A 23,029-nucleotide genomic window follows, 5' to 3' on the forward strand; every position below is an offset into this window, starting at 1 on the left:
CTGGCTTGCCGAGGCTTCCTTTGAAGAGGCGGCCATTCTAGCGAGATAATGAAAAGTGTCAAACACTTTATTAAATTATTTCGTCTTACCGATTTGACCTACTGATTGGCTGGCTAATTGGGCTTGAACCCTTACTGGCTGTGCCGTGTCAGTGAGGCGGCATTATAGAGATCGCCGTCACGTTGGCAACCCCTTTTTGCTGTTTTTTTTGATTTTCTGTTCGTTGGGATAATTTTTATTCAAAAAGAGTTGTTTTGACGCTATTTCTGTTTAATTTATCTTATGGCGTCAGTTATTAAAGGAGACGAGCATGTCATCAATTCGTAGTTATAAAGGAATATCCCCACAAATCGGACAGCGCGTCTATATAGATAGTAGCTCGGTGTTGGTTGGCGATATTGTTTTAGGCGATGATTCCAGCATATGGCCATTGGTTGCAGCCAGAGGCGATGTAAACCATATTCACATTGGCCAACGTAGCAACATTCAAGATGGCAGCGTACTGCACGTGACTCATAAAAACACCGAAAACCCGGATGGTTTTCCACTTATTATTGGCGATGACGTCACAATTGGCCATAAAGTGATGCTGCATGGTTGCGTAATCCATGATCGAGTCTTAATTGGCATGGGAGCAATTGTGCTCGATGGCGTAGTCGTTGAATCGGAGGTGATGGTTGGAGCTGGCAGTTTAGTGCCACCAAACAAGGTATTGGCCAGCGGCTATCTTTATGTAGGATCCCCAGTGAAACAGATCCGCCCGCTAACAGATAAAGAGCGAGCTTTTTTGCTTAAATCTTCCGACAACTATGTGCAGAACAAAAATGACTATCTTACGAGTGTCAAAGAAAGCCATTAACTAAGCTTTAATCTCTATTTGTCCATCTAAATTGAACGCTTCATCTTCAATCAAGCTTTCAGCAAGCTCTTCAAGGTCAAATCGCCATTGTTCAAAAACTTGAATAGCTTGCTCACCGTTAGTAATCATTTCACCAGACAGATGGCTCAGTACTGACTTGTGTACCGTACACTCGAGCAGAGCTCCCGCGTGTTGAGCAGGAAAAAGTACGCTTTGGCTTGCCGAGTGCCACGTTTGTCGGTCAGGAAATAAAATCGCTTGGTTCATGATTAGCCTTCTAGATTTTTTCTCAGTTCTCTCAATATTTGTCGAGAACCCGGCCTGAGTCCGCGCCATAGCATAAAGCTCTCCGCAGCTTGCCCAACCAACATCCCCAAACCATCATAAGCATGAGCGCAATGATGACTTAATGCCCACTGATTGAATGTTGTTAATCCTTTGCCATACATCATGTCATAGGCCACACTGCTCTTACTGAAGATCGTCGGAGCGATATTTGGCAATTCACCATCTAAACTAGCCGAGGTCGAGTTAATGATGAGGTCAAAATGTTGATTAATCTCTTCCAACGCGATTGCTTTTACCGCGCCAAAGGGACTAAAAAGCGTGGCGAGCTGCTCAGCTTTTGCAAAGGTGCGGTTGGTAATCACGATACTTGTAGGGTGCTGATCGAGTAAGGGCTTAATCACGCCGCGCGCCGCGCCGCCAGCACCAATCACTAAAATGGAAGCGTCTCGTAGTGGCACTTGGTACTGAAGCAGATCTTGAACCAGCCCTTCACCATCAGTGTTATCACCGATGATTTCGCCATCATCTAATTTTTTCAGTGTATTGACCGCGCCTGCAAGTTGAGCTCGCTCGGTTAATCGATCCGCAAACTGATACGCTTCTTCTTTAAAAGGCACGGTAATATTGCACCCTCGACCACCGGAGGCAAAAAAGGTTTCAGCCGCTTGTTTAAAGCCATCTAGAGCCGCGAGTTGAGCGGTATAGTGCATTTCCTGACTGGTTTGCCGTGCAAAAAGTGTGTGGATCATCGGCGATTTACTGTGTCCGATTGGATTACCAAATACTGCATATTGATCAATGTGATGAGCCATATCCTTGCCTCTCGATAATTAACAGGGCCACCTCGGCACCCCTATCATTGAAAATGTACCGCGGTCACCACTCCCTCGGCAGCAAGAAGGTGTTTAATTTCGCTTCTGCGCTGCCCTCTTCCGCTTGATAACGATATTGCCAACGAGCTAATGGCGGCATCGACATTAAAATCGATTCCGTTCGACCGCCACTTTGCAAACCAAACAATGTGCCGCGATCATACACTAAGTTGAACTCTACATAGCGACCACGGCGATAAAGTTGAAACTGGCGCTCTCTGTCACCGTACTCCATCGCTTGACGACGTTCAACAATCGGCAAATACGCAGCGGTGTATCCTTTACCGACAGCTTGCATATAAGCAAAACAGCGCTCAAATCCCCAAGCGTTTAAATCATCGAAAAATAGGCCACCAATACCGCGCGTTTCATTGCGATGAGGGAGGAAGAAATACTCATCGCACCACGATTTATGTTCGGCATACACTTTTTCACCAAAAGGAACACACAGGGCTTTCGCTGTGGCATGCCATGATTGAGCATCTTCTTCAAACGGATAGAAAGGCGTTAAGTCAAATCCTCCGCCAAACCACCAGATAGGATCTTCGCCTTCTTTTTCAGCGATGAAGAAACGAACATTGGCATGAGAAGTCGGAACATAGGGATTGTTTGGATGCATCACCAAAGAAACCCCCATCGCCTCAAAATGACGCCCAGCTAATTCAGGGCGATGCGCGGTCGCTGAAGCGGGCATTTGCTGCCCTTGCACATGTGAGAAATTCACGCCGCCTTGTTCAAAAACACGGCCTTCTTTCATCACTCGAGTTCGCCCACCGCCTCCCAAACGCTCACTCGGTTCGCGATGCCATGCATCTTCTTCAAACAGTGCTTGGCCATCCGCTTGTTCAAGTTGCTGGCAAATGGAATCTTGCAGCTCAAGCAAAAATTGTTTGACGGCTTGCTTATCAATGGTTGGCATCGCTTGCTTCCTTAGCAGGGTTAACCCTGTCTTAATACTTGTGAGGTTTTCGCGTCACGAATTTCACTGGGCTTATTTCGACCACCGGTTTGACCATCTAAAATCGCAACCAGTTGCTCACCCAGTTGCGATTCAACTTCTTCCGTTGTCAGGCAAGGTGCAAGACCACTTAAATTCGCACTGGTCGAGGTTAATGGTTTTCCAAACGCATTGCATAGCTTTTGCACTAAAGGATGATCTGTCACACGTACGGCTATCGAATCAAATTGCCCACTCACCCAAGTAGAGACTTTATCACTGGTCGGCATTATCCATGTCACAGGGCCAGGCCAGGTGGCATGTACTCGTGCAAGCTGCTCTGATGTCAACTGGCTCTCATCAATATAAGGAAGCAATTGTTCGTAAGAGGCCGCAATTAAAATCAACCCCTTTTCCACAGGACGCTGCTTGAGCGCTAAGAGCTTCTGAATGGCTTGCGGGTTATCTGGGTCACACCCAACCCCAAACACGCCTTCCGTTGGGTAGGCAATTACTTCACCGTCACGTAGAGCCTGCAAAGTGTGTTCAAAGTTATTCACAAAAACTGTCCATCGGTTTCTTTAATACAGTGCGGCTAAGTGTACAAACTTCGTTGAAAACTGGCTAAAGCTATTTGTTTATAAAATGTATCAATTGCACAACTAAGCTGACGCAAACGTTTTCCTAAGGAAAAAATACTCGTATAATGCGCGCAAATTATCCCGCTCACCCCATTTTTAGAAGTATTAAGGAGTTTGAGATGAAAGTCGGAATTATCATGGGTTCAAAATCCGATTGGCCCACAATGAAGCTAGCTGCTGACATGTTGGATCAATTTGGTGTGGCATACGAAACCAAAGTTGTCTCTGCTCACCGCACACCTCAACTTCTTGCCGATTACGCCACCAGCGCAAGAGAACGCGGCCTTAAAGTCATCATAGCTGGCGCAGGCGGAGCCGCACACCTGCCGGGCATGACGGCAGCGTTTACTAGCTTACCGGTACTTGGCGTTCCCGTTCAGTCAAAGGCACTCAAAGGGATGGACTCTTTACTCTCGATTGTGCAAATGCCAAAAGGGATTGCGGTGGGCACCTTAGCTATTGGAGAAGCAGGCGCGGCAAATGCTGGGCTGCTTGCCGCGCAAATCATCGGCACCAGTGATGAGGCCGTCATGGCAAAAGTGGAAGCATTTCGTTTAGCACAAACTGAAGCGGTGTTGAGCCACCCTAACCCTGCAGAGGATTGATACTATGCACGTTTTAGTCTTGGGCGCTGGGCAACTGGCACGCATGATGGCGTTGGCTGGCGCTCCTCTGAACATTCAAATCTCCGCTTTTGATGTGGGCAGCGGTAACATCGTCCATCCTTTGACATTACACATCACTGGTCATGGTTTAGACAATGCGATCAAACAAGCGGATGTCATTACCGCTGAATTTGAGCATATTCCCCATGAAATCCTCACTGTTTGTGAGCAAAGTGGTAAGTTTCTTCCTAGCGTCGAAGCCATTAAAGCCGGAGGCGATCGCCGTCTTGAAAAAGCGCTACTCGATGAAGCCAACGCAAAAAATGCCCAATACTTTGTGATTAATACTCGTGAAGATTTAGATGCCGCGATAACCAACATCGGCCTGCCCATGGTTCTAAAAAGTGCACTGGGTGGCTATGACGGAAAGGGTCAATGGCGTTTAAAAGAAGCTTCACAAGCAGAGCTCATTTGGCCAGAAATGGAAGCCTGTATCCAAGCTACTCCGACTCAAGCGATAGTGGCAGAGCAGTTTGTTCCCTTTGATCGTGAAGTCTCGTTAGTCGGCGCGCGTGCCAAAGATGGCAGCATCGCGGTTTACCCGCTGGCAGAAAATGTGCACATTAACGGTGTACTGAGTTTATCAACGGCGATAGATGACCCAGCCTTGCAAGAGCAAGCACTGTCGATGTTTACCTCGGTTGCCGCTCGTCTCAATTATGTCGGTGTGCTAGCGCTCGAGTTTTTTGATGTGCAGGGAACATTGTTGGTGAATGAAATTGCACCACGAGTCCATAACTCTGGTCACTGGACACAGCAAGGCGCAGAAACCTGTCAATTTGAGAATCACCTTCGCGCAGTATGTGGCTTACCTTTAGGCAGCACGAAGTTACTTCGCCCAACCGCGATGATTAATATTTTGGGTGAGGACAATTTACCAGAAGCCGTGATGGCGATTGAAGGCTGCCACATTCATTGGTATGGCAAAGAGAAACGTGCTGGGCGCAAAATGGGCCATATTAATGTCAGTGCAGATTACAACGCGCAGTTGCAACGAACGCTCTGTCGCTTGGCTGAAGTGCTTGATGCGACAACGTATCCAGCCTTGCACCATTTTGTTCAAGCGATCAAGCCGACGCTCGAAAACAAACCTAATTGACGATAAATACGGATAAAAAATGGCACGTTCAATGTGCCATTTTCATATGCCGTCACTTTACTCTGTGGCGGATTGAATATGACCACATTTTCGATCAGCACATTGCAGCTTGATACCACTGGCGAGTTTTTTCTCTATCAATAATCCAAACCCACATTTTTCGCATTTACCGGCAACAGGTTGCTGATTAACGGCAAACTTGCATTTAGGGTAATTATCGCAAGCATGAAAAGTTTTACCATGGCGCGTTTTTCGCTCCACTAAATGGCCTTTCAAACATTCAGGACAAAGCTGTTTTGACTGAGGAACATTGTCTGCAGGGGAATCTGTATCTTGGATATGGTGGCAATGCGGATAATGACTACACCCGATAAACATGCCATAACGACCTTGGCGTAACACTAATTCATGGCCACACTCTGGGCATGGCACACCCAACTCCTTAACGATATGACCATCATTTTGCTGCAGCGGTTTAATATAGTCACAATTGGGATAATGGTTACAGCCGAAAAACAGCCCATGCTTACCCTGACGAAGCTGTAATTGGCCACCACATTGCGGACAAGGCTCATGCTGCAGCGCTTGTCCATGCGCTGAAAAAAGGGGGGACTCGGTTTTACGACTCATAATGCTCAACTAAACGAACGGCTGCAATCAATGCAAAATACCTTGATCTTTGGTGTATAGCAGCTCTTCCATAAGCGTGTAAGCATTTTCATTTCCCGGTACATTAAATAGCACCATCAAAATGATCCACTTTAAGTCATCCAATTCAAATTCATTGGTTTCTAAACCCATCACTCGATCAATCACCATTTCACGAATTTCAGGAGTTAATACTTTCACTTGTTCAAGGAACAATAAAAAACCTCGGCTTTCAAGATCCAGCCTGTCCATCTCTTGTGCTGTGTACATCCGCATCGAAGTCGCAGCACTGGTTGCCATCGCTGAATGAGCATCGGTTTGTTGCAATGCCGCAAGCTCTTCTAACCAATTCAGGGCCTTATAGATATCTTTCTGGTGAAAACCGGCTCGAAGCAATTCATCTTCAAGCTCATCTTGATCGACTTGCAAATCTACATCGCTATGGACGTAGGTTTCAAATAGATACATCAATATATCCATCATCATAGCTAACCCTTCCCCTTACGAATATAGCCGCCAGAAACGGCAACAACATGACCTGAAAGCTCAAGTTCTAAAAGCTGCATCATGACTTCATGGACAGGTATATGGGTCCTGCTCGCAAGAATATCAACAGGCGTAGCCTCTACTCCTACGTTAGCTAACAGTTCAGCAAATGGCAATTGCTGATCGCTCTGTGCAGAAAATAAATCAGGTTGAGGCTGCTTTTGGCGCAATGACCAGTCTACTAAGGTGCCGATTTCAGATAATACTTGTTCACTGTTTTGCACCAAGCACGCCCCACAACGAATAAGTTGATTACTACCGTGGCAATTTGGGTTAGCAATGGAGCCCGGAATAACAAACACATCTCGCCCTTGCTCAGCCGCATAGCGCGCCGTGATCAACGAGCCACTTTTCTCCGCCGCTTCCACCACTAAAACACCAACCGCTAACCCGCTGATAATGCGATTTCGCCGCGGAAAGTTATCTGGCCTTGGTTTGGCTTTGGGACGAAATTCCGAGACTAATGCTCCGCTTTCCATCACCCGTTGCGCTAATTTTTTATGTCGCGCTGGGTAAATAGATTCAAGGCCCGAACCGAGCACGGCTATCGTCTCACCACCCGCTTGCAACGCACCGTCATGAGCATGTCCATCAATACCTAATGCCAAACCACTGGTGACAAGTAAGCCCTGTTGCACAAATTCTCGCGCAAACTGATGAGCAACTCGTTGGCCATCAGGGCTCGCATTACGACTGCCGACGATCGCCATTTGCGGATCAGAGAGTGCTGTTATTCGTCCTTTGACAAATAAAACCGGAGGTGCGGTAGCAATTTCTTTTAGTAAAGAAGGATAACCATCGCAAAATGGAGTAAGGATATGATGAGACTCATTAGCTTGCTGCCAACTTAGGCATTCTTCAACTTCTTGAGGAGCTGTCTCGCGCAGATAACGGATTTGCTCTTGAACTAGACCCAACGCGGCTAACTCCCGCTCGGAATAGTCAATTAAATGAGCAAGAGAAGCGACGCTAGCAAGACGAGAAAGTTTCTTGCCACCCAATTTGGGCACAAAGCTGAATGCTAGCCACGCCGCTAATTCGTTCTGCTCCATCAGCTTGCAGTATCATCCTTAACCATCGAATCCGTATCGGTTTGTTCATTTGGCTCGATTGTTAGCTCTAGTTTGAGCGGCGAAACCGCGATTACACTTTTACCAATCGGCACGCGGCTATCGGTAATCAAAGCCAAGCTAAAATATTCATAAGGTCGAATGACCATCAAACTGCCCACCAAGCTGCTTGGTAATTGCAGGGTTTCATCAAGGCTCTGTTGGTGCTGTCCTTTTTTTCCAGACACTTTAGAACCAGCTTGAATCAAATCAAACATCGTCCCTTGACGCAGTTGATCTGCAAGGCCTTTATCGATCACAACTACCTGATTCTGCGCCGAATACTCACTACCCTCCAACGATCCTAGGATATGCGTTTCAGCTTGTAGTCGCGATGGCGATGGGAAAAAAGTGGTTGAAAGCGTTAAGGTTTCGACACCCACTTCAGGCAGGGCAATATCATTGACTCTTATCTCTTGTTGCTGTGCGGTGATGGTTAGCCCGCTAAAAGCCTCATCGGCGGAGACTAATTCACCAGAAGCAATCAAACGCAAAGCAACCATAGTTTTATTTTTCGCGGCAGCATCATGACGAGAAAACTCAGCGATTTCACGATAAATACCCCATTTGGGGTGAGTCTGTTGCCCGCTTATGTAGAGCGTATCTTGCGCCGTCAGATATTGTTTACCGTCGCTGGCACCGAGCACACGCTGGCTTTCTTGTAATGTTTGCTTATCCAATAAGCGATCCGTATGCAGATACGGCAACACTAATCCCTCTTGCACCGTCGGAACCGCTTTTTTCTCAAGCACACGCACTTTCGGACTCAACTTGACCATAGGTTTTAAACTCAACACCGGTTGTCCGTTACGCCAGACTAAGGTCAGCTTATCGCCGGGATAAATCAAATGCGGGTTATCGATCTCTGGGTTAATTTGCCATAAACGTGGCCACAACCACGGGTTATCAAGATAGAGCGCAGAAATATCCCACAAGGTATCTCCTTTGACGACCGTGTATGTCTGCGGGGCATTTGCTTTGACGGTGAGCGCCATATCTTCCGCCGCCAACACATTAACGACCAATGACAACGGTAAAAACACACACACTAAATAACGAATAAATCGTGACATGACCTCTGTTCCTTGGCCGAAATAAGTAAGGATGAATCAGATTATTAACATTTGGATGCTGTCATTTGGGTCATAAAATGTCTAGAATTGAGCCAACAAGCTTTAAGCTGTTTCGGCACAGTTCAATATTTCGAGTGTATATGTCTGTATTACAAGTATTAACATTCCCAGATGATCGTCTTCGTACCGTGGCAAAACCGGTAGAGAAAGTGACACCTGAGATCCAAAAAATCGTCGATGACATGATTGAGACTATGTACGACGAGGACGGTATCGGCCTTGCTGCAACGCAAGTCGATATTCACCAACGCATCGTTGTGATCGATATTTCAGAGAGTCGCGACCAGCCAATGGTTCTGATTAACCCTGAAATCTTAGAGAAACGCGGTGAAGATGGCATTGAAGAAGGCTGTCTGTCGGTCCCGGGCTCACGCGCCCTTGTTCCTCGCGCAGCAGAAGTCACAGTCAAAGCGTTAGATCGTGATGGCAACGAATTCTCATTTGAAGCGGATGACCTTTTAGCCATTTGTGTTCAACACGAGCTTGATCACTTACAAGGCAAACTGTTTGTGGATTACCTTTCGCCATTAAAGCGTAAGCGTATTAGAGATAAGCTAGAGAAAATCAAACGCTATAACGAAAAAAACTAACTTAAGTGAGGTTACCTTGAGCCAATCATTACGCATTGTGTTTGCAGGTACTCCGGACTTCGCCGCCCGTCATTTGGCGGCGTTGTTGTCTTCGGAGCATGAGGTTATCGCGGTGTACACTAAACCAGATAGCCCGGCAGGACGCGGTAAAAAACTGACCGCCAGTCCAGTGAAACAGATGGCCGTTGAGCACAATATTGCTGTGTATCAACCAGAGAACTTTAAGAGCGACGAAGCCAAGCAAGCGCTCGCCGATCTCAACGCGGATTTAATGGTAGTGGTCGCCTACGGATTACTGCTACCGAAGGCCGTACTTGATATGCCAAGGCTTGGCTGTATTAACGTACACGGTTCCATTCTGCCACGGTGGCGTGGTGCCGCACCGATCCAACGCTCGATCTGGGCGGGAGACAGTGAAACGGGTGTAACCATCATGCAAATGGATGTCGGCCTAGATACGGGCGATATGCTCAAAATTGCTAAGCTGCCGATTGAGGCAACAGACACCAGCGCTTCTATGTATGACAAACTGGCCGAGTTAGGCCCACAAGCGTTGGTAGAATGCATCGCCGATATCGCCAGTGGCAAAGCGATTGCCACTCAACAAGATGATACATTGGCTAACTACGCACAAAAACTTAGCAAAGAAGAAGCCAAAATCGATTGGTCAGCGGATGCTGCTTTTATTGAACGCTGCGTGCGCGCTTTCAATCCATGGCCAATGAGCCATTTTGATGTGGCAGAGAACAGCATTAAAGTATGGCAAAGTCGCGTTGAAGCACAAACCAGCGACCACCCTGCAGGCACGATTGTTCGAGCCAATAAATCGGGTATTTATGTGGCAACCGGCAACGGCTTACTGGTGCTTGAGCAGTTGCAGGTGCCGGGCAAAAAAGCGATGCCAGTGCAAGACATTCTCAATTCGCGCGCAAGCTGGTTTGAAGTCGGCACACAGCTTAGCTAAACCTTAACGAGGGCAGAGATGCCCTCATTGATTTTCATTTATTTAAAATCGGTACTTCTATGAATGTTCGCGCAGCTGCGGCTAACGTGTTGTTTCAAGTGGTTGATAAAGGCCACTCACTTTCTCACGCACTTCCTGCGGCGCAAAAAACTATCCGCCCAAGAGACCATGCTCTGTTGCAAGAGATCTGCTACGGGGCTTTGCGTTATTTGCCTCGTTTGGAATCAATTGCCAATGAGCTAATGGACAACCCACTGAAAGGGAAAAAGCGGGTTTTTCACCATCTTATTTTAGTTGGTATCTACCAATTGAGCTTTATGCGCATTCCCGCTCACGCCGCAGTAGCCGAGACGGTTGAAGGCACCAAAACATTGCGCGGTGAAAATTTAGGTGGGCTAATCAACGCCGTATTGCGCAGCTACTTGCGCGATCAAGAAGCACTGGACGCTATCGCCGTTAGCCACAACGCAGGCAAATATGGCCACCCAAGTTGGCTACTTAAACTGTTACAACAAGCGTACCCAGAACAGTGGGAAACGGTTGTGCAAGCCAACAATCAAAAAGCGCCAATGTGGTTGCGCGTCAACCGTCAGCACCACACTCGTGATGAATATCTTGCACTATTAGCTAGCGAAAATATCGAGTGCAGCGTGCACTCTCACGCCGCCGACGCAATAAAACTCGCTGCACCTTGCGATGTAACGCTTTTACCCGGTTTTGACCGTGGTTGGGTATCGGTGCAAGATGCCGCTGCGCAGCTAGCGATTGACTACCTTCAACCTAAAGCAGGCGAGCTGATTTTAGATTGCTGCGCCGCCCCAGGGGGTAAAACCGCGCACATCCTGGAGCACAGACACGATACTGAAGTGGTTGCGATTGACAGCGATGCAACCCGCCTTGAACGCGTCTATGACAACTTGGAACGCCTGCAACTTCGCGCTGATGTGATCTGCGGTGATGCTCGTTATCCTGAAGAGTGGTGGCATGGCGAACAGTTTGACCGAATTTTATTAGATGCACCTTGCTCTGCCACTGGGGTTATTCGCCGTCATCCAGACATCAAATGGCTACGTCGTGGTAGCGATATTGAGGCATTGGCTCAATTACAAAGCGAAATACTGGACGCAATGTGGAAGCAATTAAAAGTCGGTGGCACTATGGTTTACGCAACCTGCTCGATCACTCCACAAGAAAACAGCTTGCAGGTCAAAGCCTTCTTAGAACGAACTCATAACGCTCAATTAGTGGGTTCCGAACGTGAGCAGCCGGGGCGTCAGATACTCCCCGGAGAAGAAGATATGGACGGTTTTTACTACGCAGTATTAACCAAACAAGCGTAAATTCGACGCACATTGGCAGCATTATTGCTGCCTTTTCAGTGGCCGATATTCGGCAGGTAGAAAGAGAACAGAGTATGAAAATCATTATTCTTGGTGCAGGTCAGGTCGGTGGTACACTGGCCGAAAACTTGGTCGGCGAGAACAATGACATCACCATTGTCGACAAAAATAGTGACCGCTTGCGCGAGCTGCAAGACAAGTACGATTTGCGGGTGATTCATGGCCACGCCAGCCACCCTGATGTACTGCGTGAAGCGGGCGCACAGGACGCGGACATGCTGGTTGCAGTCACTAATACCGACGAAACCAACATGGCGGCATGCCAGGTGGCGTTCTCTTTGTTTAATACGCCCAACCGAATTGCGCGTATTCGTTCTCCTGAATATCTGCTTGAAAAAGAGACTTTGTTTCAGTCAGGCGCGATCCCGGTGGATCACCTCATCGCTCCTGAAGAGCTAGTGACGAGCTATATTGAACGGTTGATCCAATACCCTGGCGCACTGCAAGTAGTGAGTTTTGCCGAAGAGAAAGTAAGTCTAGTGGCTGTGAAAGCTTACTACGGCGGGCCATTGGTGGGTAATGCTCTTTCAGCGCTACGTGAACACATGCCGCACATTGATACCCGCGTCGCGGCTATTTTCCGCCAAGGTCGGCCGATTCGCCCACAAGGCACTACCATTATTGAAGCTGACGATGAAGTGTTCTTCGTGGCAGCCAGTAATCATATTCGCTCGGTCATGAGTGAACTACAGCGGCTGGAAAAAACCTATCGCCGTATCATGATTGTTGGCGGGGGTAACATTGGGGCAAGCTTAGCCAAACGTTTAGAGCACAGCTACAGCGTTAAACTGATTGAGCGTAATTACCCACGTGCAGAGCAGTTATCGGAAGAGTTAGAAAACACCATAGTATTTTGTGGTGATGCGGCGGACCAAGAGCTGCTAGCCGAAGAGAACATCGACCAAGTCGATGTATTTATTGCGCTCACCAACGAAGATGAAACCAACATCATGTCCGCCATGCTCGCCAAGCGTATGGGTGCGAAAAAAGTGATGGTACTTATCCAGCGTGGCGCGTATGTCGACCTCGTACAAGGCGGCGTGATTGATGTCGCGATTTCACCCCAACAAGCCACCATTTCCGCACTGCTGACTCACGTACGTCGTGCCGATATCGTTAACGTCTCTTCGCTACGCCGTGGCGCGGCAGAAGCGATTGAAGCAATTGCACATGGCGACCAAAACACCTCTAAAGTGGTGGGACGCGCAGTGGGTGATATTAAACTGCCACCGGGGACGACCATTGGCGCGATTGTGCGTGGTGAAGAAGTGTTAATCGCCCATGACCGCACTATTATCGAGCAAGATGATCACGTGGTGATGTTCTTAGTGGATAAAAAGTACGTGCCCGATGTGGAAGCCTTGTTCCAACCTAGCCCATTTTTCCTATAGGTCATTGGCGTCATGCTGAATTTACGCCCCATTTCATTCGTTATAGGACTCGTGCTGTCTAAGCTCGCCCTATTTATGTATGTGCCGACACTGGTTGCTTTTTTTACCGGTACGGGTGGCTTCCTTGATTTTGCTCAAGCGGTCATCATCACTCATATTGTCGCCTTTATCTGCTTAAGCTTGGGGCGTACCGCGCACTTTAAGCTCAGCGTGCGCGATATGTTTCTCATCACCAGCTTAGTGTGGACGGTTGCCAGCGCTTTCGCGGCGCTCCCTTTCGTCTTTATCAACCACATCAGCTTTACCGACGCCTACTTTGAAACCATGTCAGGGTTAACCACTACAGGTTCAACCGTGCTCAGTGGCCTTGATAATATGCCGCCCAGCATCTTGTTGTGGCGTTCTATTCTGCAATGGCTTGGTGGGGTTGGGTTTATCGTAATGGCGGTAGCGGTATTACCAATGCTCAATGTGGGTGGGATGAAATTGTTCCAAACCGAATCGTCTGATTGGTCCGATAAAAGTAGCCCACGCGCCAAAACTGTCGCGAAAAATATTGTGCTGGTCTATTTGGTACTGACCTTACTGTGCTTGATTGGCTATATCCTCACTGGCATGACGCTTTTTGAAGCGATCAACCACTCATTCACCACCTTGTCGACTGGTGGATATTCCACCTCCGACGGTTCGATGAACCACTTCTCAAACGGTGCACATTGGGTAGCAACGCTGTTTATGTTTTTGGGGGGCTTGCCCTTTCTGCTGTTTGTCGCTGCGGCCCGAAAACAAAATATCAAAGTGATCATAAAAGACGCACAAGTTCGCGGATTTGCTTATCTTTTCCTAATTGCCAGTCTCATCATTGCGTTGTGGCTGAATCTCAAACTAGGCTACTACTGGTTGGACGCCCTGCGAGTGGCGATGTTTAATATCGTTTCAGTGGTCACGACTACTGGTTTTGGTTTGGAAGATTTCACCGCCTGGGGCGCACTGCCAAGCACGCTGTTCATCTTCTTAATGGCAGCAGGAGCTTGTTCCGGCTCAACCTCTGGTGGGATTAAAGTGTTCCGCTTCCAAATTGCGATGACGCTGCTCAATAAACAAATTATGAAGTTGGTCCATCCATCAGGCATCTTCGTACAGCGCTATAATCATCGTCCAGTTAATGATGATATTGTCCGCTCAGTCGTCGCTTTTGGTTTGACCTTTTTTATCACTGTCATTGCTATCGCAGGCGCGCTCAGTGCAATGGGCCTTGACCCTGTCACCAGCATTTCAGGTTCCATCACAGCAGTGGCCAACGTTGGTCCCGGAATGGGCTCGGTGATTGGTCCAACGGGCAACTTCGCACCACTGCCTGACGCAGCAAAGTGGGTTCTGAGCTTAGGGATGTTGATGGGGCGTTTAGAAATTTTGACGATTATCGTTCTGTTTTTCCCTGCATTTTGGCGACGTTAAGATGAAGACAATACCTGTGATAATGATGCTGTTAAGCATGACAGCAAGCGCCGTATCTTGCGCGCAAGTTCTGACCTTAGAAGATGGCCGCCAGGTGAAACTCAATGATGATTTCACATGGCAATATGTTGAACCGCAATCAATGTCGCCGGAAACCGTCATTCACGCGGCCCCTATTGCTCAAAAAGCCCGAGCAACCACCTTTGAGATGGAGAGTGAAAAACCGATTTTACAACTGTCAGATTCTGGAGTGGAAGTAGTACTCGGCGCGGCTTACTACCAAGGAGATACACTCGTTATCCCAACAGCCATCACCAATCAAAGCTCGCAATCTGTCATTGCGGTAGTGCTCAGCATCACTCTTTATGACGAGCAAGGTCAACCACTGCTCACTCAGCAGTTACCCATTTGGCAATCCATTAAACGGATGGCTGATAGCTATTTACGCCCACAAACTCAAGCGCAAGGAAAGCCGATTACCCTTCAAGTTGATCGCCAGCAAGGCTATCAAATTTCGGCCAACATTGAGCGGGTTGAAATGCGTTAAGCACTTACTGGGTGAACAAAAAGGTAAACCGCAAAAAAGTGACAAGCACTGCCACCTAGCACGAATAAATGCCAAATAGCATGGTTATAGGGAATGCGTTTCGCTACATAAAAAATCACCCCGAGCGAATAGACCAAACCACCAACAGCAAGTAGCACCAAACCACCGACCTCGATATTGAGGGCCAGTTGGTAGATCACAACCAAGGATAACCACCCCATCGCCAAATAAGTCACTAGTGAGAACTTTTTAAAACGGTAGACAAAGGCAATTTTCATGACGATACCGAGCAGCGCCAGCAGCCAGATCACCACCATAAGACCTATCGCCAAAGGAGTGCGAAGGCTAACCAACAAAAAGGGGGTGTAACTTCCGGCAATCAGTAGATAAATGGCACAGTGGTCGAACGTTTTTAGCCAGCGTTTGGCTTTCGGTGTCGCAACGGAGTGATACAGCGTTGAAGCAAGGAATAACGCTATCATGCTGCCACCATAGAGACTCATGCTGATATAAGTCAATGCATCGGCCTGCGCACTTGTTGCCTTGATCAGCAGCAAGACTAAACCAACAAAACTAAACAATAGCCCCAAACCATGACTCAGTGCATTCGCCCGTTCTTCACCAGCACCATAGCCGTCATTGTCAACAGCAGACATAAACACCATACCAAAAGCAACAAAATGTGGGCTTAGTATTACACACTTCAGCTTACAGTTGTAAGCCTAAATGCAGATTTCGTAACGAAACGGGTATCAAGGAGAGCGATAAATCGCGAGTTTTTTGTAAACGACATAGGTACCTCCTATTTAACAAAACGCGATGTAATGCCGATCAGATGACAAACTCAACCAAGCATCTCACACAATTTTAAGCTTTATTTGCAAGAATATTCATCTCAACAATCGTTCAACTATCGATCAATTCAAAACTTGGTGCTAATCTAACTACGATATGAAAGCATATCGTTATTCCTGAATCATTATTTGGATTGGCGAGAGCCAGAAGAGCCACCCTTCAATTATGAAGCTCAACTCATGGTGATTCAGGCCATTAGATTGGCAATGGATGTGCCTGACCGTTAGGTTAATGAATGCGCCCAACAGCTGTCAGGTTTTCGCACACAAACCGTAGTGCAATGCGTCGTCGTAGTGGTTTTGCTGCTGCTCCGACTGCAAAAAAAGTCGCTCCAGCAATGACTTTAGTTGAAAAAAATGCCCTTACTGCATCGAGCACAACTAATGTTGTTCAGGCAGCATAATTAAAAAGCGCAGCTAAACCCTGCGCTTTTTCTTTGCGCTCAATTGGACTTCAATCCGCAATTTGGTACCTTTACTCAAAATACTTATAAAAATTGGGGAAAAGAGAATGCAATGTCATCGAATTGAAGAACTAATTGAACTACTTGCGCCTGAATGGCAAAAAGATCAGCAGCTCAACTTAGTGCAATTCATCACCAAACTGGCTCAAGAAGCGGGTTATAAAGGACCTTTAGAAACACTCACGGATGATGTATTGATCTACCATCTAAAAATGCGCAACAGCGCCAAAGACGAAATGATTCCTGGCCTGAAGAAAGATCAGGAAGATGATTTTAAAACAGCCATTTTACGCGCGCGTGGCATCATAAAATGATGTAGCCCCTGTGATAGTGATCAAGATAGCGACCTTATTAGGTCGCTTTTTTATTATTAGCGATAAGCCTCACGAGTTGAGGCTTTATTGTTAAAGGTTGATAGTGTTAAAGAAATAAAATTGTTATTGGCGTTATACTTGCCGCTTAATAAATAAAGATTGAACAATGATAATTTCTCATCTTGGTATTGTACCCAAAGAGAAAACAGCAATGTCGCAGAGTGTGAACTAAAAGAAATCACACCTTACAGCCCAACAAGGATCATTTCATGAGTCAGGACAAAATCGATATAAAGGATGTGACTCCTAAAATATTCAACCCCAAAACTCACAAAGGCAACGGTGACCGTTTTAACCCCAGCAACCGTATTTATGTGCGCGAAAGTAAAGGTACTTATCAACAACTCCGCCGCTATGGTGGCTGGTTTTTACTGCTGCTTTTTACTTTAGTACCGTGGATCTCTTACGGTGATCGCCAAGCGATTTTGCTCGACATCGGCCACCAGCAATTTAACTTTTTCGGCACCACACTTTACCCACAAGACCTAACTCTACTTGCCCTGTTGTTTATGATTGCGGCATTCGGCCTGTTTTTTATTACCACTTTTCTTGGCCGTGTCTGGTGTGGCTATCTGTGCCCGCAAACTGTGTGGACATTTATCTACATTTGGTTTGAAGAAAAACTCGAAGGCGCCGCCAATAAACGCCGCAAGCAGGACTCAGGAAAACTCACAGCTAATCTTGCTATAAGAAAAGCCATCAAACACATTGCTTGGCTGGCGATTGCACTCGGTACTGGTTTTACTTTTGTCGGCTATTTCGTCCCGGTACGCGAACTCGTGGTGAACTTTTTCACACTCGATGAAAGTTTCTGGCCCGTCTTCTGGGTACTCTTTTTCACCCTTTGTACTTACGGAAATGCAGGCTGGATGCGTTCGATCGTCTGCATCCATATGTGTCCTTATGCTCGCTTTCAGTCTGCGATGTTTGACAAAGATACCTTTATTGTTGGCTATGACAGCAAACGCGGTGAAACTCGCGGGCCACGCGCTCGTAAAGCCGATCACAAAGCACTCGGTTTAGGTGACTGCATTGATTGTGATTTGTGCGTACAAGTGTGTCCGACTGGCATCGATATTCGTGATGGCTTGCAGTACGAATGCATTAACTGCGGCGCTTGTATTGATGCGTGCGATACCACGATGGAACGTATGGGCTATGAAAAAGGGCTCATCAGCTATACCACGGAGCACCGCCTCTCCGGCCACCACACCAAAATACTCAGGCCTAAATTACTCGGTTATGGCACGGTACTGCTGGTGATGTTTGGCTTATTCATCGCTCAAGTAGCCAGTGTTGATCCGGTCGGCTTAAGTGTATTGCGTGATAGAAACCAGCTATTTAAAACCAACAGCAATGGTGAAATTGAGAACACTTACACCTTGAAAGTCATCAACAAAACTCAGCAAACGCAAGAGTATAAGCTTGACGTGAAAGGGCTATCGGACGTCTCTTGGTATGGTAAACAAACCATTCAAGTCAAACCAGGAGAGGTATTGAACCTACCAACCAGCCTTGGCGTCGCTCCTGACAAACTCAGCTCTCCTATAGCGACGATTCAGTTTATACTCACGGACAGTAACCAATTCACGATAGAAGTTGAGAGCCGGTTTATTAATAAACTCTAACTTCGTAACGAATGGAAAAGGGCTCAGTAATGGGCCCTTTTTAATCATGACCAAAGCTTCTTTCCATTTTGATGCACTCACCCCTGATACCATGTGGTATGCCTTAGAAAGCATCGGCATTCGTGCTGAATCAGGATTTCTGGCACTCAACAGTTACGAAAACCGCGTTTATCAATTCATCGATGAAGAACGCCAACGCTATGTGGTGAAATTCTATCGACCTCAGCGCTGGAGTGTTGAGCAAATTCAAGAGGAGCACGATTTCACACGCGAGCTGTACGCGGCGGAAATTCCGATTGCTGAGCCATTGCTCATCAACGGTGCAACCTTACATCACTATCAGGGCTATCATTTCGCGCTATTTAACAGTGTGGGTGGGCGGCAGTTTGAAGTGGACAATATGGACCAATTAGAAGGCGTGGGCCGGTTTCTTGGACGCATTCATCACATCAGTGCCACTCGTACATTTGTTCATCGCCCGACCATCAGCTTAGATGAGTATCTTTATCAACCCAAACAGCTATTGGAAAATGCGTCCTTCATACCTCAGCACTTGCAAAATACCTTTTTCAGTGACTTATCGTTATTGATCAACAAAATTGAACAGCAATGGCCAGCAAAATCCGCGGCCATCCGCTTGCATGGTGATTGCCATCCAGGCAATATTTTGTGGCGAGATGGGCCTATGTTTGTCGATTTAGACGATGCTCGCAATGGACCAGCAGTACAGGATTTGTGGATGCTACTCAATGGCGAATTGCAAGATAAGCGAATGCAGTTGGACATTATCTTAGAGTCGTATCAAGAGTTTCACGATTTTAATCCAGCCGAATTGAAACTAATTGAACCGTTACGCGGTCTACGAATGGTGCATTACATGGCATGGTTGGCCAAACGATGGCAGGACCCTGCTTTTCCACTCGCCTTCCCTTGGTTTAATGACCCTAAATATTGGGAAAGCCAAGTGCTTGCGTTTAAAGAACAAATAGCAGCATTAGACGAGCCTACGCTCTCACTAATGCCACAATGGTAAGTCACCTTGAAGCAATAAATGGAGTACACAATGAAGAAGCTTTTTGCACTGGTTGCAACCTTACTGCTGAGCTTATCGGCTCATGCAGCCCAATTTAAAGAAGGTGAGCATTATAAAGTGCTTGATCTTGAACCCTCTAAAAATCCAACCGTGACGGAGTTTTTCTCCTTTTACTGCCCACACTGCAATACCTTTGAGCCGATCATCGCCCAACTGAAAAAGCAGCTCCCACAAGGGGTTACTCTGCAGAAAAACCATGTTTCTTTTATGGGTGGCTCGATGGGTAAATCAATGAGTAAAGCTTACGCCACCATGCTTGCCCTCAAAGTTGAAGACAAAATGGTGCCCGTGATGTTTAACCGCATCCACACGATGCGTAAACCACCAAGAGATGATGCGGATCTACGCCAAATCTTCCTAGACGAAGGTATTGATGCAGCAAAATTTGATGCCGCCTTTAATGGTTTTGCCGTCGATTCAATGGTGCGCCGCTTTGACAAACAGTTCCAAGAAAGCGGCCTTTCAGGTGTGCCTGCGGTCGTGGTTAACAATCATTATTTGGTGCAAGGACAAGGTGTTAAATCGACCAATGAATACTTCGAACTGGTCAATTACCTACTGACCAAGTAATCATTCAAAAATGAGGAGCAACGGCTCCTCATTTTTACTTAATCAAGTTCAACCTTGCAGCGCTTTCTCATACAACCAATCTTGAAACACAAGCCATCGCAGTACAAAACTGTGTATGCCTAAGACAAGGCTCACCCTTCATTCATAAAACGGTCAGATTAGTTTTATCGTGTCGTCATCCAAGTTTATTCATATACTTAACCACTATTGAATCAAAGTATGGAAACTCCTAATGAATAAATACCTGTCCATGACGCTTGTTAGCGCTCTGGCTTTTCATGTATCTGCCGAACTGGCTCCAGAAACAGGTTTAAGTGGTGAGATTGCCATTAATACTATTTTTGCATCTTCCCAATCATCGTTTGATACGGGTGGAGATGAGCGTATTACATCACTCGAAACAAAGAGTAGTCGGCAGTCAAACTTTGCCGTTGGGCCTTTGGGTAACCTTGCTTACACCTTCGGGGACAAACGTCAACAACAGGTTTATCTAGGCACCTCACGTGATGATATTGCCGTCGGCACTTTAGCGCTTCAGCTGGGGTATCAATATGAGATGGAGACAGGTACCGTGGTTGATGTGGCTTTTTTGCCGACAGTGATGTCTGGAAAAACCTGGGCTAACCCTTACCAACTAAACAGTCAGCGCCAAGAAACCGATGAGTCAGGAAATGCCTACCGATTAACATTCAATAGTATTCAAGGCAGCCCATGGACTATCGATGTCGCTTACGCGACCAAAGAGATCGACAACGATCAGTTTCCAAGCCCTGAACTGGCTCGTGATGGTAAAAGTTACTACCTAAAAGGGCAGTACCGTTACTCTCTGAGCCCAACCAGTTTGTTACAGCCCTCCATCACTTATATCAACCACCAAGCGGATGGCGACGCCAATACTCATCACTCTTACGCCGCCGATCTCTCCTACTTCACGTTTATCAATCGCCATAAACTGGCGCTGACCGCTGGTTATACCAAGCGCGACTATCAAGGTGGAAATTCACTGTTTAATCACACTGTGCGTAATGACGATGAACTGAGCCTATTCTTCGCGTACGAATACAGTCAATTTATGGATTGGGATGATTGGTCATTAATCGCTTTAGCTGGTTATAACCAATCGAGCTCAAACCTCTCGTTTTACGACGAATCGTCTCTCTTTACAGCGCTAGGGTTAAATTACCAATTTTAAGTTCATTACACCGCTTGTGCGGTCAGTTGTTTCAACAAGCGGTCCATCGCTCGATAGCCGAGTGCTTCCGCTAGATGGGGCTTAGCAATCTGCTCGGCCCCTTCTAAATCAGCAATCGTACGCGCCACTTTGATAATGCGATGATACGCGCGGATGGAGAGCCCTAGGCGGTGCAGTGCATTTTCCAAAAATTCGGCGTCAGCTTTAGTTAAAGGGCAATACTGTTCAATTTCTCGGCTCCCCAACAAAGCATTAACCTTACCATTACGAATCACCATCCGTTCACGAGCAATCAGCACTCTTTCTTTAACCACAGCCGTTGCTTCACCTCTTTCGCCGCCATTTGCCAGCATTCCTTTGGGAAGCGAGGGGATTTCTATCGACATGTCAAAGCGATCAAGCAATGGCCCCGATAAGCGTCCCAAATAGCGCAAAATACTCTGCGGATTGGCTCTGGCTTGCGTGCCTTCGTAATAGCCGGTTGGGCTGGGGTTCAACGCTCCCACTAATTGAAAGCGAGCTGGAAAACGCGTTTTGCCTTGCGCTCTTGAAATAATAATTTCACCTGACTCTAATGGCTCACGCAATGAGTCGAGCACTTTTCGTTCAAATTCCGGCATTTCATCAAGAAACAATAACCCATTGTGTGCCAAAGAAATTTCCCCCGGCCTCGGAATAGAACCGCCACCGACCAGCGCCGCCATTGAACTGGAATGATGAGGCGAGCGAAATGGCCTTTGCTTCCAGTTGTGCTGGTTAATGTCTTGTGGAGTCAGAGAAGCAACCGAAGCGGTTTCCATCGCTTCATCCTCATTCATTTCTGGTAATAAATCACACAACCGAGAGGCAAGCATGGTTTTACCCGTTCCGGGTGGACCGAGAAAAAGCAGATTATGGTTGCCCGCGGCTGCGATTTCTAACGCTCGCTTTCCTTGCTGTTGACCAATGATATCTTGCAGATCGCGAGTATTTTTCGCTTGGCACGGTTTAGGTTCGGTTTGAAAAAGAGAGAGGGTTTGCTGGCCACACAAATCAGCACACACCTCAAGCAGCGTTTGCGCCGATTTATGCTGATCCTTTGCCACTAACGCGGCTTGATCACCATTACCATGAGGCACCACCAAACAGCGCTTGGCTCGATTCGCAGCTAAAGCGGCGGGTAATACACCTTTAACAGGACGCAACTCACCAGATAAGGCTAATTCACCAATAAACTCATACCCATCTAACTTCGTTAGCGCTATCTGCTGTGAGGCCGCCAAAATACCCAACGCGATCGGTAAATCAAATCGACCACCCTCTTTGGGGAGATCCGCAGGGGCTAGATTGACCGTAATACGCTTGGCGGGAAACTCAAAGCGGGAATTAATGATAGCGCTGCGCACGCGATCACGAGACTCTTTGACCGTCGTTTCAGGCAAGCCGACCAACGTAAAACCGGGCATACCATTGCTAATATGTACTTCAACTGTCACTGTCGGTGCTTGCACGCCAACACTGGCTCGGCTGTGAATAATTGCGAGTCCCATTTCATTCCTTTGTGGTTGTTTAAAAAGTGTTCGTTCTGTTTCTGCGCCCTTATTTGCACACGAGAGATTGTTATATAGCTTGTTGTGATGCTGAAAGAATGTGAAAAAAGAATGAGTTTTTGCTTGTCATTTAACGGAATTGTGTGTTACCACTAGAGACGCAAACAATTTCGTAAGA

At 46.9% G+C, this 23,029-nt stretch carries 24 protein-coding genes; 14 read left to right on the forward strand and 10 right to left on the reverse strand.

All coding sequences use genetic code 11. The annotated features are described in order from the left end of the window. Positions 1-310 precede the first annotated feature (310 nt). Positions 311-859 carry a gamma carbonic anhydrase family protein gene (locus AACT23_RS03310; RefSeq protein ID WP_069212092.1) on the forward strand — a complete coding sequence of 183 codons (549 nt, stop codon included), beginning with the start codon at positions 311-313 and terminating at the stop codon, positions 857-859. On the opposite strand, the gene AACT23_RS03315 is transcribed toward AACT23_RS03310, so the two are convergent. The 4 genes from AACT23_RS03315 to AACT23_RS03330 form a co-directional block, all read right to left on the reverse strand. Continuing rightward, the gene (locus AACT23_RS03315; protein WP_010319906.1) at positions 860-1,126 is read right to left on the reverse strand and encodes a DUF1488 family protein; all 267 of its coding nucleotides are present in this window, start codon (positions 1,124-1,126) and stop codon (positions 860-862) included. Positions 1,127-1,128: 2 nt separating this feature from the next. After that, positions 1,129-1,959, reverse strand: a complete 831-nt coding sequence (aroE, locus tag AACT23_RS03320) for a shikimate dehydrogenase (protein ID WP_017046340.1) — start codon at positions 1,957-1,959, stop codon at positions 1,129-1,131. A 64-nt stretch (positions 1,960-2,023) separates the two neighbouring features. After that, on the reverse strand, positions 2,024-2,938 hold the full coding sequence (gene hemF, locus AACT23_RS03325; RefSeq protein ID WP_010319908.1) for an oxygen-dependent coproporphyrinogen oxidase: 915 nt from the start codon (positions 2,936-2,938) through the stop codon (positions 2,024-2,026). A 20-nt stretch (positions 2,939-2,958) separates the two neighbouring features. After that, positions 2,959-3,516, reverse strand: a complete 558-nt coding sequence (locus AACT23_RS03330) for an L-threonylcarbamoyladenylate synthase (protein WP_017043689.1) — start codon at positions 3,514-3,516, stop codon at positions 2,959-2,961. 200 nt (positions 3,517-3,716) lie between these two features. On the opposite strand from AACT23_RS03330, the gene purE reads away from it, so the two are divergent. Together purE and AACT23_RS03340 are read left to right on the forward strand one after the other, a co-directional pair. Further along, a complete protein-coding gene (gene purE / locus AACT23_RS03335) occupies positions 3,717-4,202 on the forward strand; it encodes a 5-(carboxyamino)imidazole ribonucleotide mutase (RefSeq protein ID WP_010319910.1) in 486 nt (161 codons plus the stop codon). 4 nt (positions 4,203-4,206) lie between these two features. Continuing rightward, positions 4,207-5,361 (forward strand): 5-(carboxyamino)imidazole ribonucleotide synthase, encoded by a 1,155-nt coding sequence (locus tag AACT23_RS03340; RefSeq protein ID WP_094127363.1) that lies wholly within the window; start codon positions 4,207-4,209, stop codon positions 5,359-5,361. A gap of 57 nt (positions 5,362-5,418) precedes the next feature. Here the strand turns inward: AACT23_RS03340 and AACT23_RS03345 are convergent, their stop codons facing one another. Genes AACT23_RS03345 through AACT23_RS03360 form a run of 4 tightly spaced genes read right to left on the reverse strand, consistent with a single transcriptional unit; the run spans position 5,419 to position 8,737 of the window. Further along, on the reverse strand, positions 5,419-5,991 hold the full coding sequence (locus AACT23_RS03345) for a DNA topoisomerase family protein (RefSeq protein WP_176428631.1): 573 nt from the start codon (positions 5,989-5,991) through the stop codon (positions 5,419-5,421). Between the two features lie 27 nt (positions 5,992-6,018). After that, positions 6,019-6,495, reverse strand: a complete 477-nt coding sequence (locus AACT23_RS03350; RefSeq protein WP_013855530.1) for a DUF494 family protein — start codon at positions 6,493-6,495, stop codon at positions 6,019-6,021. Between the two features lie 2 nt (positions 6,496-6,497). Then, positions 6,498-7,607 (reverse strand): DNA-processing protein DprA, encoded by a 1,110-nt coding sequence (gene dprA / locus AACT23_RS03355; RefSeq protein WP_088728520.1) that lies wholly within the window; start codon positions 7,605-7,607, stop codon positions 6,498-6,500. Then, complete coding sequence (locus tag AACT23_RS03360; protein WP_094127367.1) at positions 7,607-8,737, reverse strand: LysM peptidoglycan-binding domain-containing protein; 1,131 nt, start codon at positions 8,735-8,737, stop codon at positions 7,607-7,609. The genes dprA and AACT23_RS03360 overlap by 1 nt, the downstream gene beginning before the upstream one ends. A gap of 140 nt (positions 8,738-8,877) precedes the next feature. Here AACT23_RS03360 and def point away from each other — a divergent pair, with 140 nt between their 5' ends. The 6 genes from def (at position 8,878) to AACT23_RS03390 (ending at position 15,147) form a co-directional block, all read left to right on the forward strand. Beyond that, on the forward strand, positions 8,878-9,387 hold the full coding sequence (def, locus tag AACT23_RS03365) for a peptide deformylase (RefSeq protein ID WP_038148727.1): 510 nt from the start codon (positions 8,878-8,880) through the stop codon (positions 9,385-9,387). Between the two features lie 16 nt (positions 9,388-9,403). Further along, positions 9,404-10,351: a methionyl-tRNA formyltransferase gene (gene fmt, locus AACT23_RS03370; RefSeq protein ID WP_094127369.1), complete on the forward strand. Its 948-nt coding sequence runs from the start codon at positions 9,404-9,406 to the stop codon at positions 10,349-10,351. A 59-nt stretch (positions 10,352-10,410) separates the two neighbouring features. Further along, complete coding sequence (gene rsmB / locus AACT23_RS03375; protein WP_094127371.1) at positions 10,411-11,691, forward strand: 16S rRNA (cytosine(967)-C(5))-methyltransferase RsmB; 1,281 nt, start codon at positions 10,411-10,413, stop codon at positions 11,689-11,691. A 74-nt stretch (positions 11,692-11,765) separates the two neighbouring features. Next, the gene (gene trkA / locus AACT23_RS03380; RefSeq protein WP_026027554.1) at positions 11,766-13,142 is read left to right on the forward strand and encodes a Trk system potassium transporter TrkA; all 1,377 of its coding nucleotides are present in this window, start codon (positions 11,766-11,768) and stop codon (positions 13,140-13,142) included. Positions 13,143-13,154: 12 nt separating this feature from the next. Beyond that, positions 13,155-14,600, forward strand: coding sequence for a TrkH family potassium uptake protein (locus AACT23_RS03385; RefSeq protein WP_017043680.1), 1,446 nt, complete (start codon positions 13,155-13,157; stop codon positions 14,598-14,600). A gap of 1 nt (position 14,601) precedes the next feature. After that, positions 14,602-15,147: a DUF3157 family protein gene (locus tag AACT23_RS03390; protein WP_094127373.1), complete on the forward strand. Its 546-nt coding sequence runs from the start codon at positions 14,602-14,604 to the stop codon at positions 15,145-15,147. Here AACT23_RS03390 and trhA read toward each other — a convergent pair. Beyond that, positions 15,144-15,803 carry a PAQR family membrane homeostasis protein TrhA gene (gene trhA / locus AACT23_RS03395; RefSeq protein ID WP_094127375.1) on the reverse strand — a complete coding sequence of 220 codons (660 nt, stop codon included), beginning with the start codon at positions 15,801-15,803 and terminating at the stop codon, positions 15,144-15,146. The genes AACT23_RS03390 and trhA overlap by 4 nt on opposite strands. 709 nt (positions 15,804-16,512) lie before the next feature. On the opposite strand from trhA, the gene AACT23_RS03400 reads away from it, so the two are divergent. The 5 genes from AACT23_RS03400 (at position 16,513) to AACT23_RS03420 (ending at position 21,322) form a co-directional block, all read left to right on the forward strand. After that, positions 16,513-16,779: a YihD family protein gene (locus AACT23_RS03400; protein WP_094127377.1), complete on the forward strand. Its 267-nt coding sequence runs from the start codon at positions 16,513-16,515 to the stop codon at positions 16,777-16,779. A 269-nt stretch (positions 16,780-17,048) separates the two neighbouring features. Continuing rightward, on the forward strand, positions 17,049-18,467 hold the full coding sequence (gene ccoG, locus AACT23_RS03405) for a cytochrome c oxidase accessory protein CcoG (protein ID WP_017046352.1): 1,419 nt from the start codon (positions 17,049-17,051) through the stop codon (positions 18,465-18,467). A gap of 46 nt (positions 18,468-18,513) precedes the next feature. After that, entirely contained in the window at positions 18,514-19,500 is a 987-nt protein-coding gene (locus tag AACT23_RS03410; RefSeq protein WP_026028515.1) for a serine/threonine protein kinase, read from the forward strand. Between the two features lie 30 nt (positions 19,501-19,530). Then, on the forward strand, positions 19,531-20,130 hold the full coding sequence (locus AACT23_RS03415; protein WP_026028316.1) for a thiol:disulfide interchange protein DsbA/DsbL: 600 nt from the start codon (positions 19,531-19,533) through the stop codon (positions 20,128-20,130). 232 nt (positions 20,131-20,362) lie between these two features. Beyond that, a complete protein-coding gene (locus tag AACT23_RS03420) occupies positions 20,363-21,322 on the forward strand; it encodes a DUF2860 domain-containing protein (RefSeq protein WP_017048695.1) in 960 nt (319 codons plus the stop codon). 5 nt (positions 21,323-21,327) lie between these two features. Here the strand turns inward: AACT23_RS03420 and AACT23_RS03425 are convergent, their stop codons facing one another. Beyond that, positions 21,328-22,851, reverse strand: coding sequence for a YifB family Mg chelatase-like AAA ATPase (locus AACT23_RS03425; RefSeq protein ID WP_094127379.1), 1,524 nt, complete (start codon positions 22,849-22,851; stop codon positions 21,328-21,330). Positions 22,852-23,029: the final 178 nt, after the last annotated feature.

The sequence above is a fragment of the Vibrio sp. V09_P4A23P171 genome (assembly GCF_963875615.1).
Classification (GTDB): Bacteria; Pseudomonadota; Gammaproteobacteria; order Enterobacterales; family Vibrionaceae; genus Vibrio; species Vibrio anguillarum.

What these genes read in the sequence shown, in the direction of transcription:
- AACT23_RS03310 (WP_069212092.1), top strand. Translation starts at nt 311, where the DNA reads ATGTCATCAATTCGTAGTTATAAAGGAATATCCCCACAAATCGGACAG.
- AACT23_RS03315 (WP_010319906.1), bottom strand. Translation starts at nt 1,126, where the DNA reads ATGAACCAAGCGATTTTATTTCCTGACCGACAAACGTGGCACTCGGCA.
- aroE (WP_017046340.1), bottom strand. Translation starts at nt 1,959, where the DNA reads ATGGCTCATCACATTGATCAATATGCAGTATTTGGTAATCCAATCGGA.
- hemF (WP_010319908.1), bottom strand. Translation starts at nt 2,938, where the DNA reads ATGCCAACCATTGATAAGCAAGCCGTCAAACAATTTTTGCTTGAGCTG.
- purE (WP_010319910.1), top strand. Translation starts at nt 3,717, where the DNA reads ATGAAAGTCGGAATTATCATGGGTTCAAAATCCGATTGGCCCACAATG.
- AACT23_RS03340 (WP_094127363.1), top strand. Translation starts at nt 4,207, where the DNA reads ATGCACGTTTTAGTCTTGGGCGCTGGGCAACTGGCACGCATGATGGCG.
- AACT23_RS03345 (WP_176428631.1), bottom strand. Translation starts at nt 5,991, where the DNA reads ATGAGTCGTAAAACCGAGTCCCCCCTTTTTTCAGCGCATGGACAAGCG.
- AACT23_RS03350 (WP_013855530.1), bottom strand. Translation starts at nt 6,495, where the DNA reads ATGATGATGGATATATTGATGTATCTATTTGAAACCTACGTCCATAGC.
- dprA (WP_088728520.1), bottom strand. Translation starts at nt 7,607, where the DNA reads ATGGAGCAGAACGAATTAGCGGCGTGGCTAGCATTCAGCTTTGTGCCC.
- AACT23_RS03360 (WP_094127367.1), bottom strand. Translation starts at nt 8,737, where the DNA reads ATGTCACGATTTATTCGTTATTTAGTGTGTGTGTTTTTACCGTTGTCA.
- def (WP_038148727.1), top strand. Translation starts at nt 8,878, where the DNA reads ATGTCTGTATTACAAGTATTAACATTCCCAGATGATCGTCTTCGTACC.
- rsmB (WP_094127371.1), top strand. Translation starts at nt 10,411, where the DNA reads ATGAATGTTCGCGCAGCTGCGGCTAACGTGTTGTTTCAAGTGGTTGAT.
- trkA (WP_026027554.1), top strand. Translation starts at nt 11,766, where the DNA reads ATGAAAATCATTATTCTTGGTGCAGGTCAGGTCGGTGGTACACTGGCC.
- AACT23_RS03385 (WP_017043680.1), top strand. Translation starts at nt 13,155, where the DNA reads ATGCTGAATTTACGCCCCATTTCATTCGTTATAGGACTCGTGCTGTCT.
- AACT23_RS03390 (WP_094127373.1), top strand. Translation starts at nt 14,602, where the DNA reads ATGAAGACAATACCTGTGATAATGATGCTGTTAAGCATGACAGCAAGC.
- trhA (WP_094127375.1), bottom strand. Translation starts at nt 15,803, where the DNA reads ATGTCTGCTGTTGACAATGACGGCTATGGTGCTGGTGAAGAACGGGCG.
- AACT23_RS03400 (WP_094127377.1), top strand. Translation starts at nt 16,513, where the DNA reads ATGCAATGTCATCGAATTGAAGAACTAATTGAACTACTTGCGCCTGAA.
- ccoG (WP_017046352.1), top strand. Translation starts at nt 17,049, where the DNA reads ATGAGTCAGGACAAAATCGATATAAAGGATGTGACTCCTAAAATATTC.
- AACT23_RS03410 (WP_026028515.1), top strand. Translation starts at nt 18,514, where the DNA reads ATGACCAAAGCTTCTTTCCATTTTGATGCACTCACCCCTGATACCATG.
- AACT23_RS03415 (WP_026028316.1), top strand. Translation starts at nt 19,531, where the DNA reads ATGAAGAAGCTTTTTGCACTGGTTGCAACCTTACTGCTGAGCTTATCG.
- AACT23_RS03420 (WP_017048695.1), top strand. Translation starts at nt 20,363, where the DNA reads ATGAATAAATACCTGTCCATGACGCTTGTTAGCGCTCTGGCTTTTCAT.
- AACT23_RS03425 (WP_094127379.1), bottom strand. Translation starts at nt 22,851, where the DNA reads ATGGGACTCGCAATTATTCACAGCCGAGCCAGTGTTGGCGTGCAAGCA.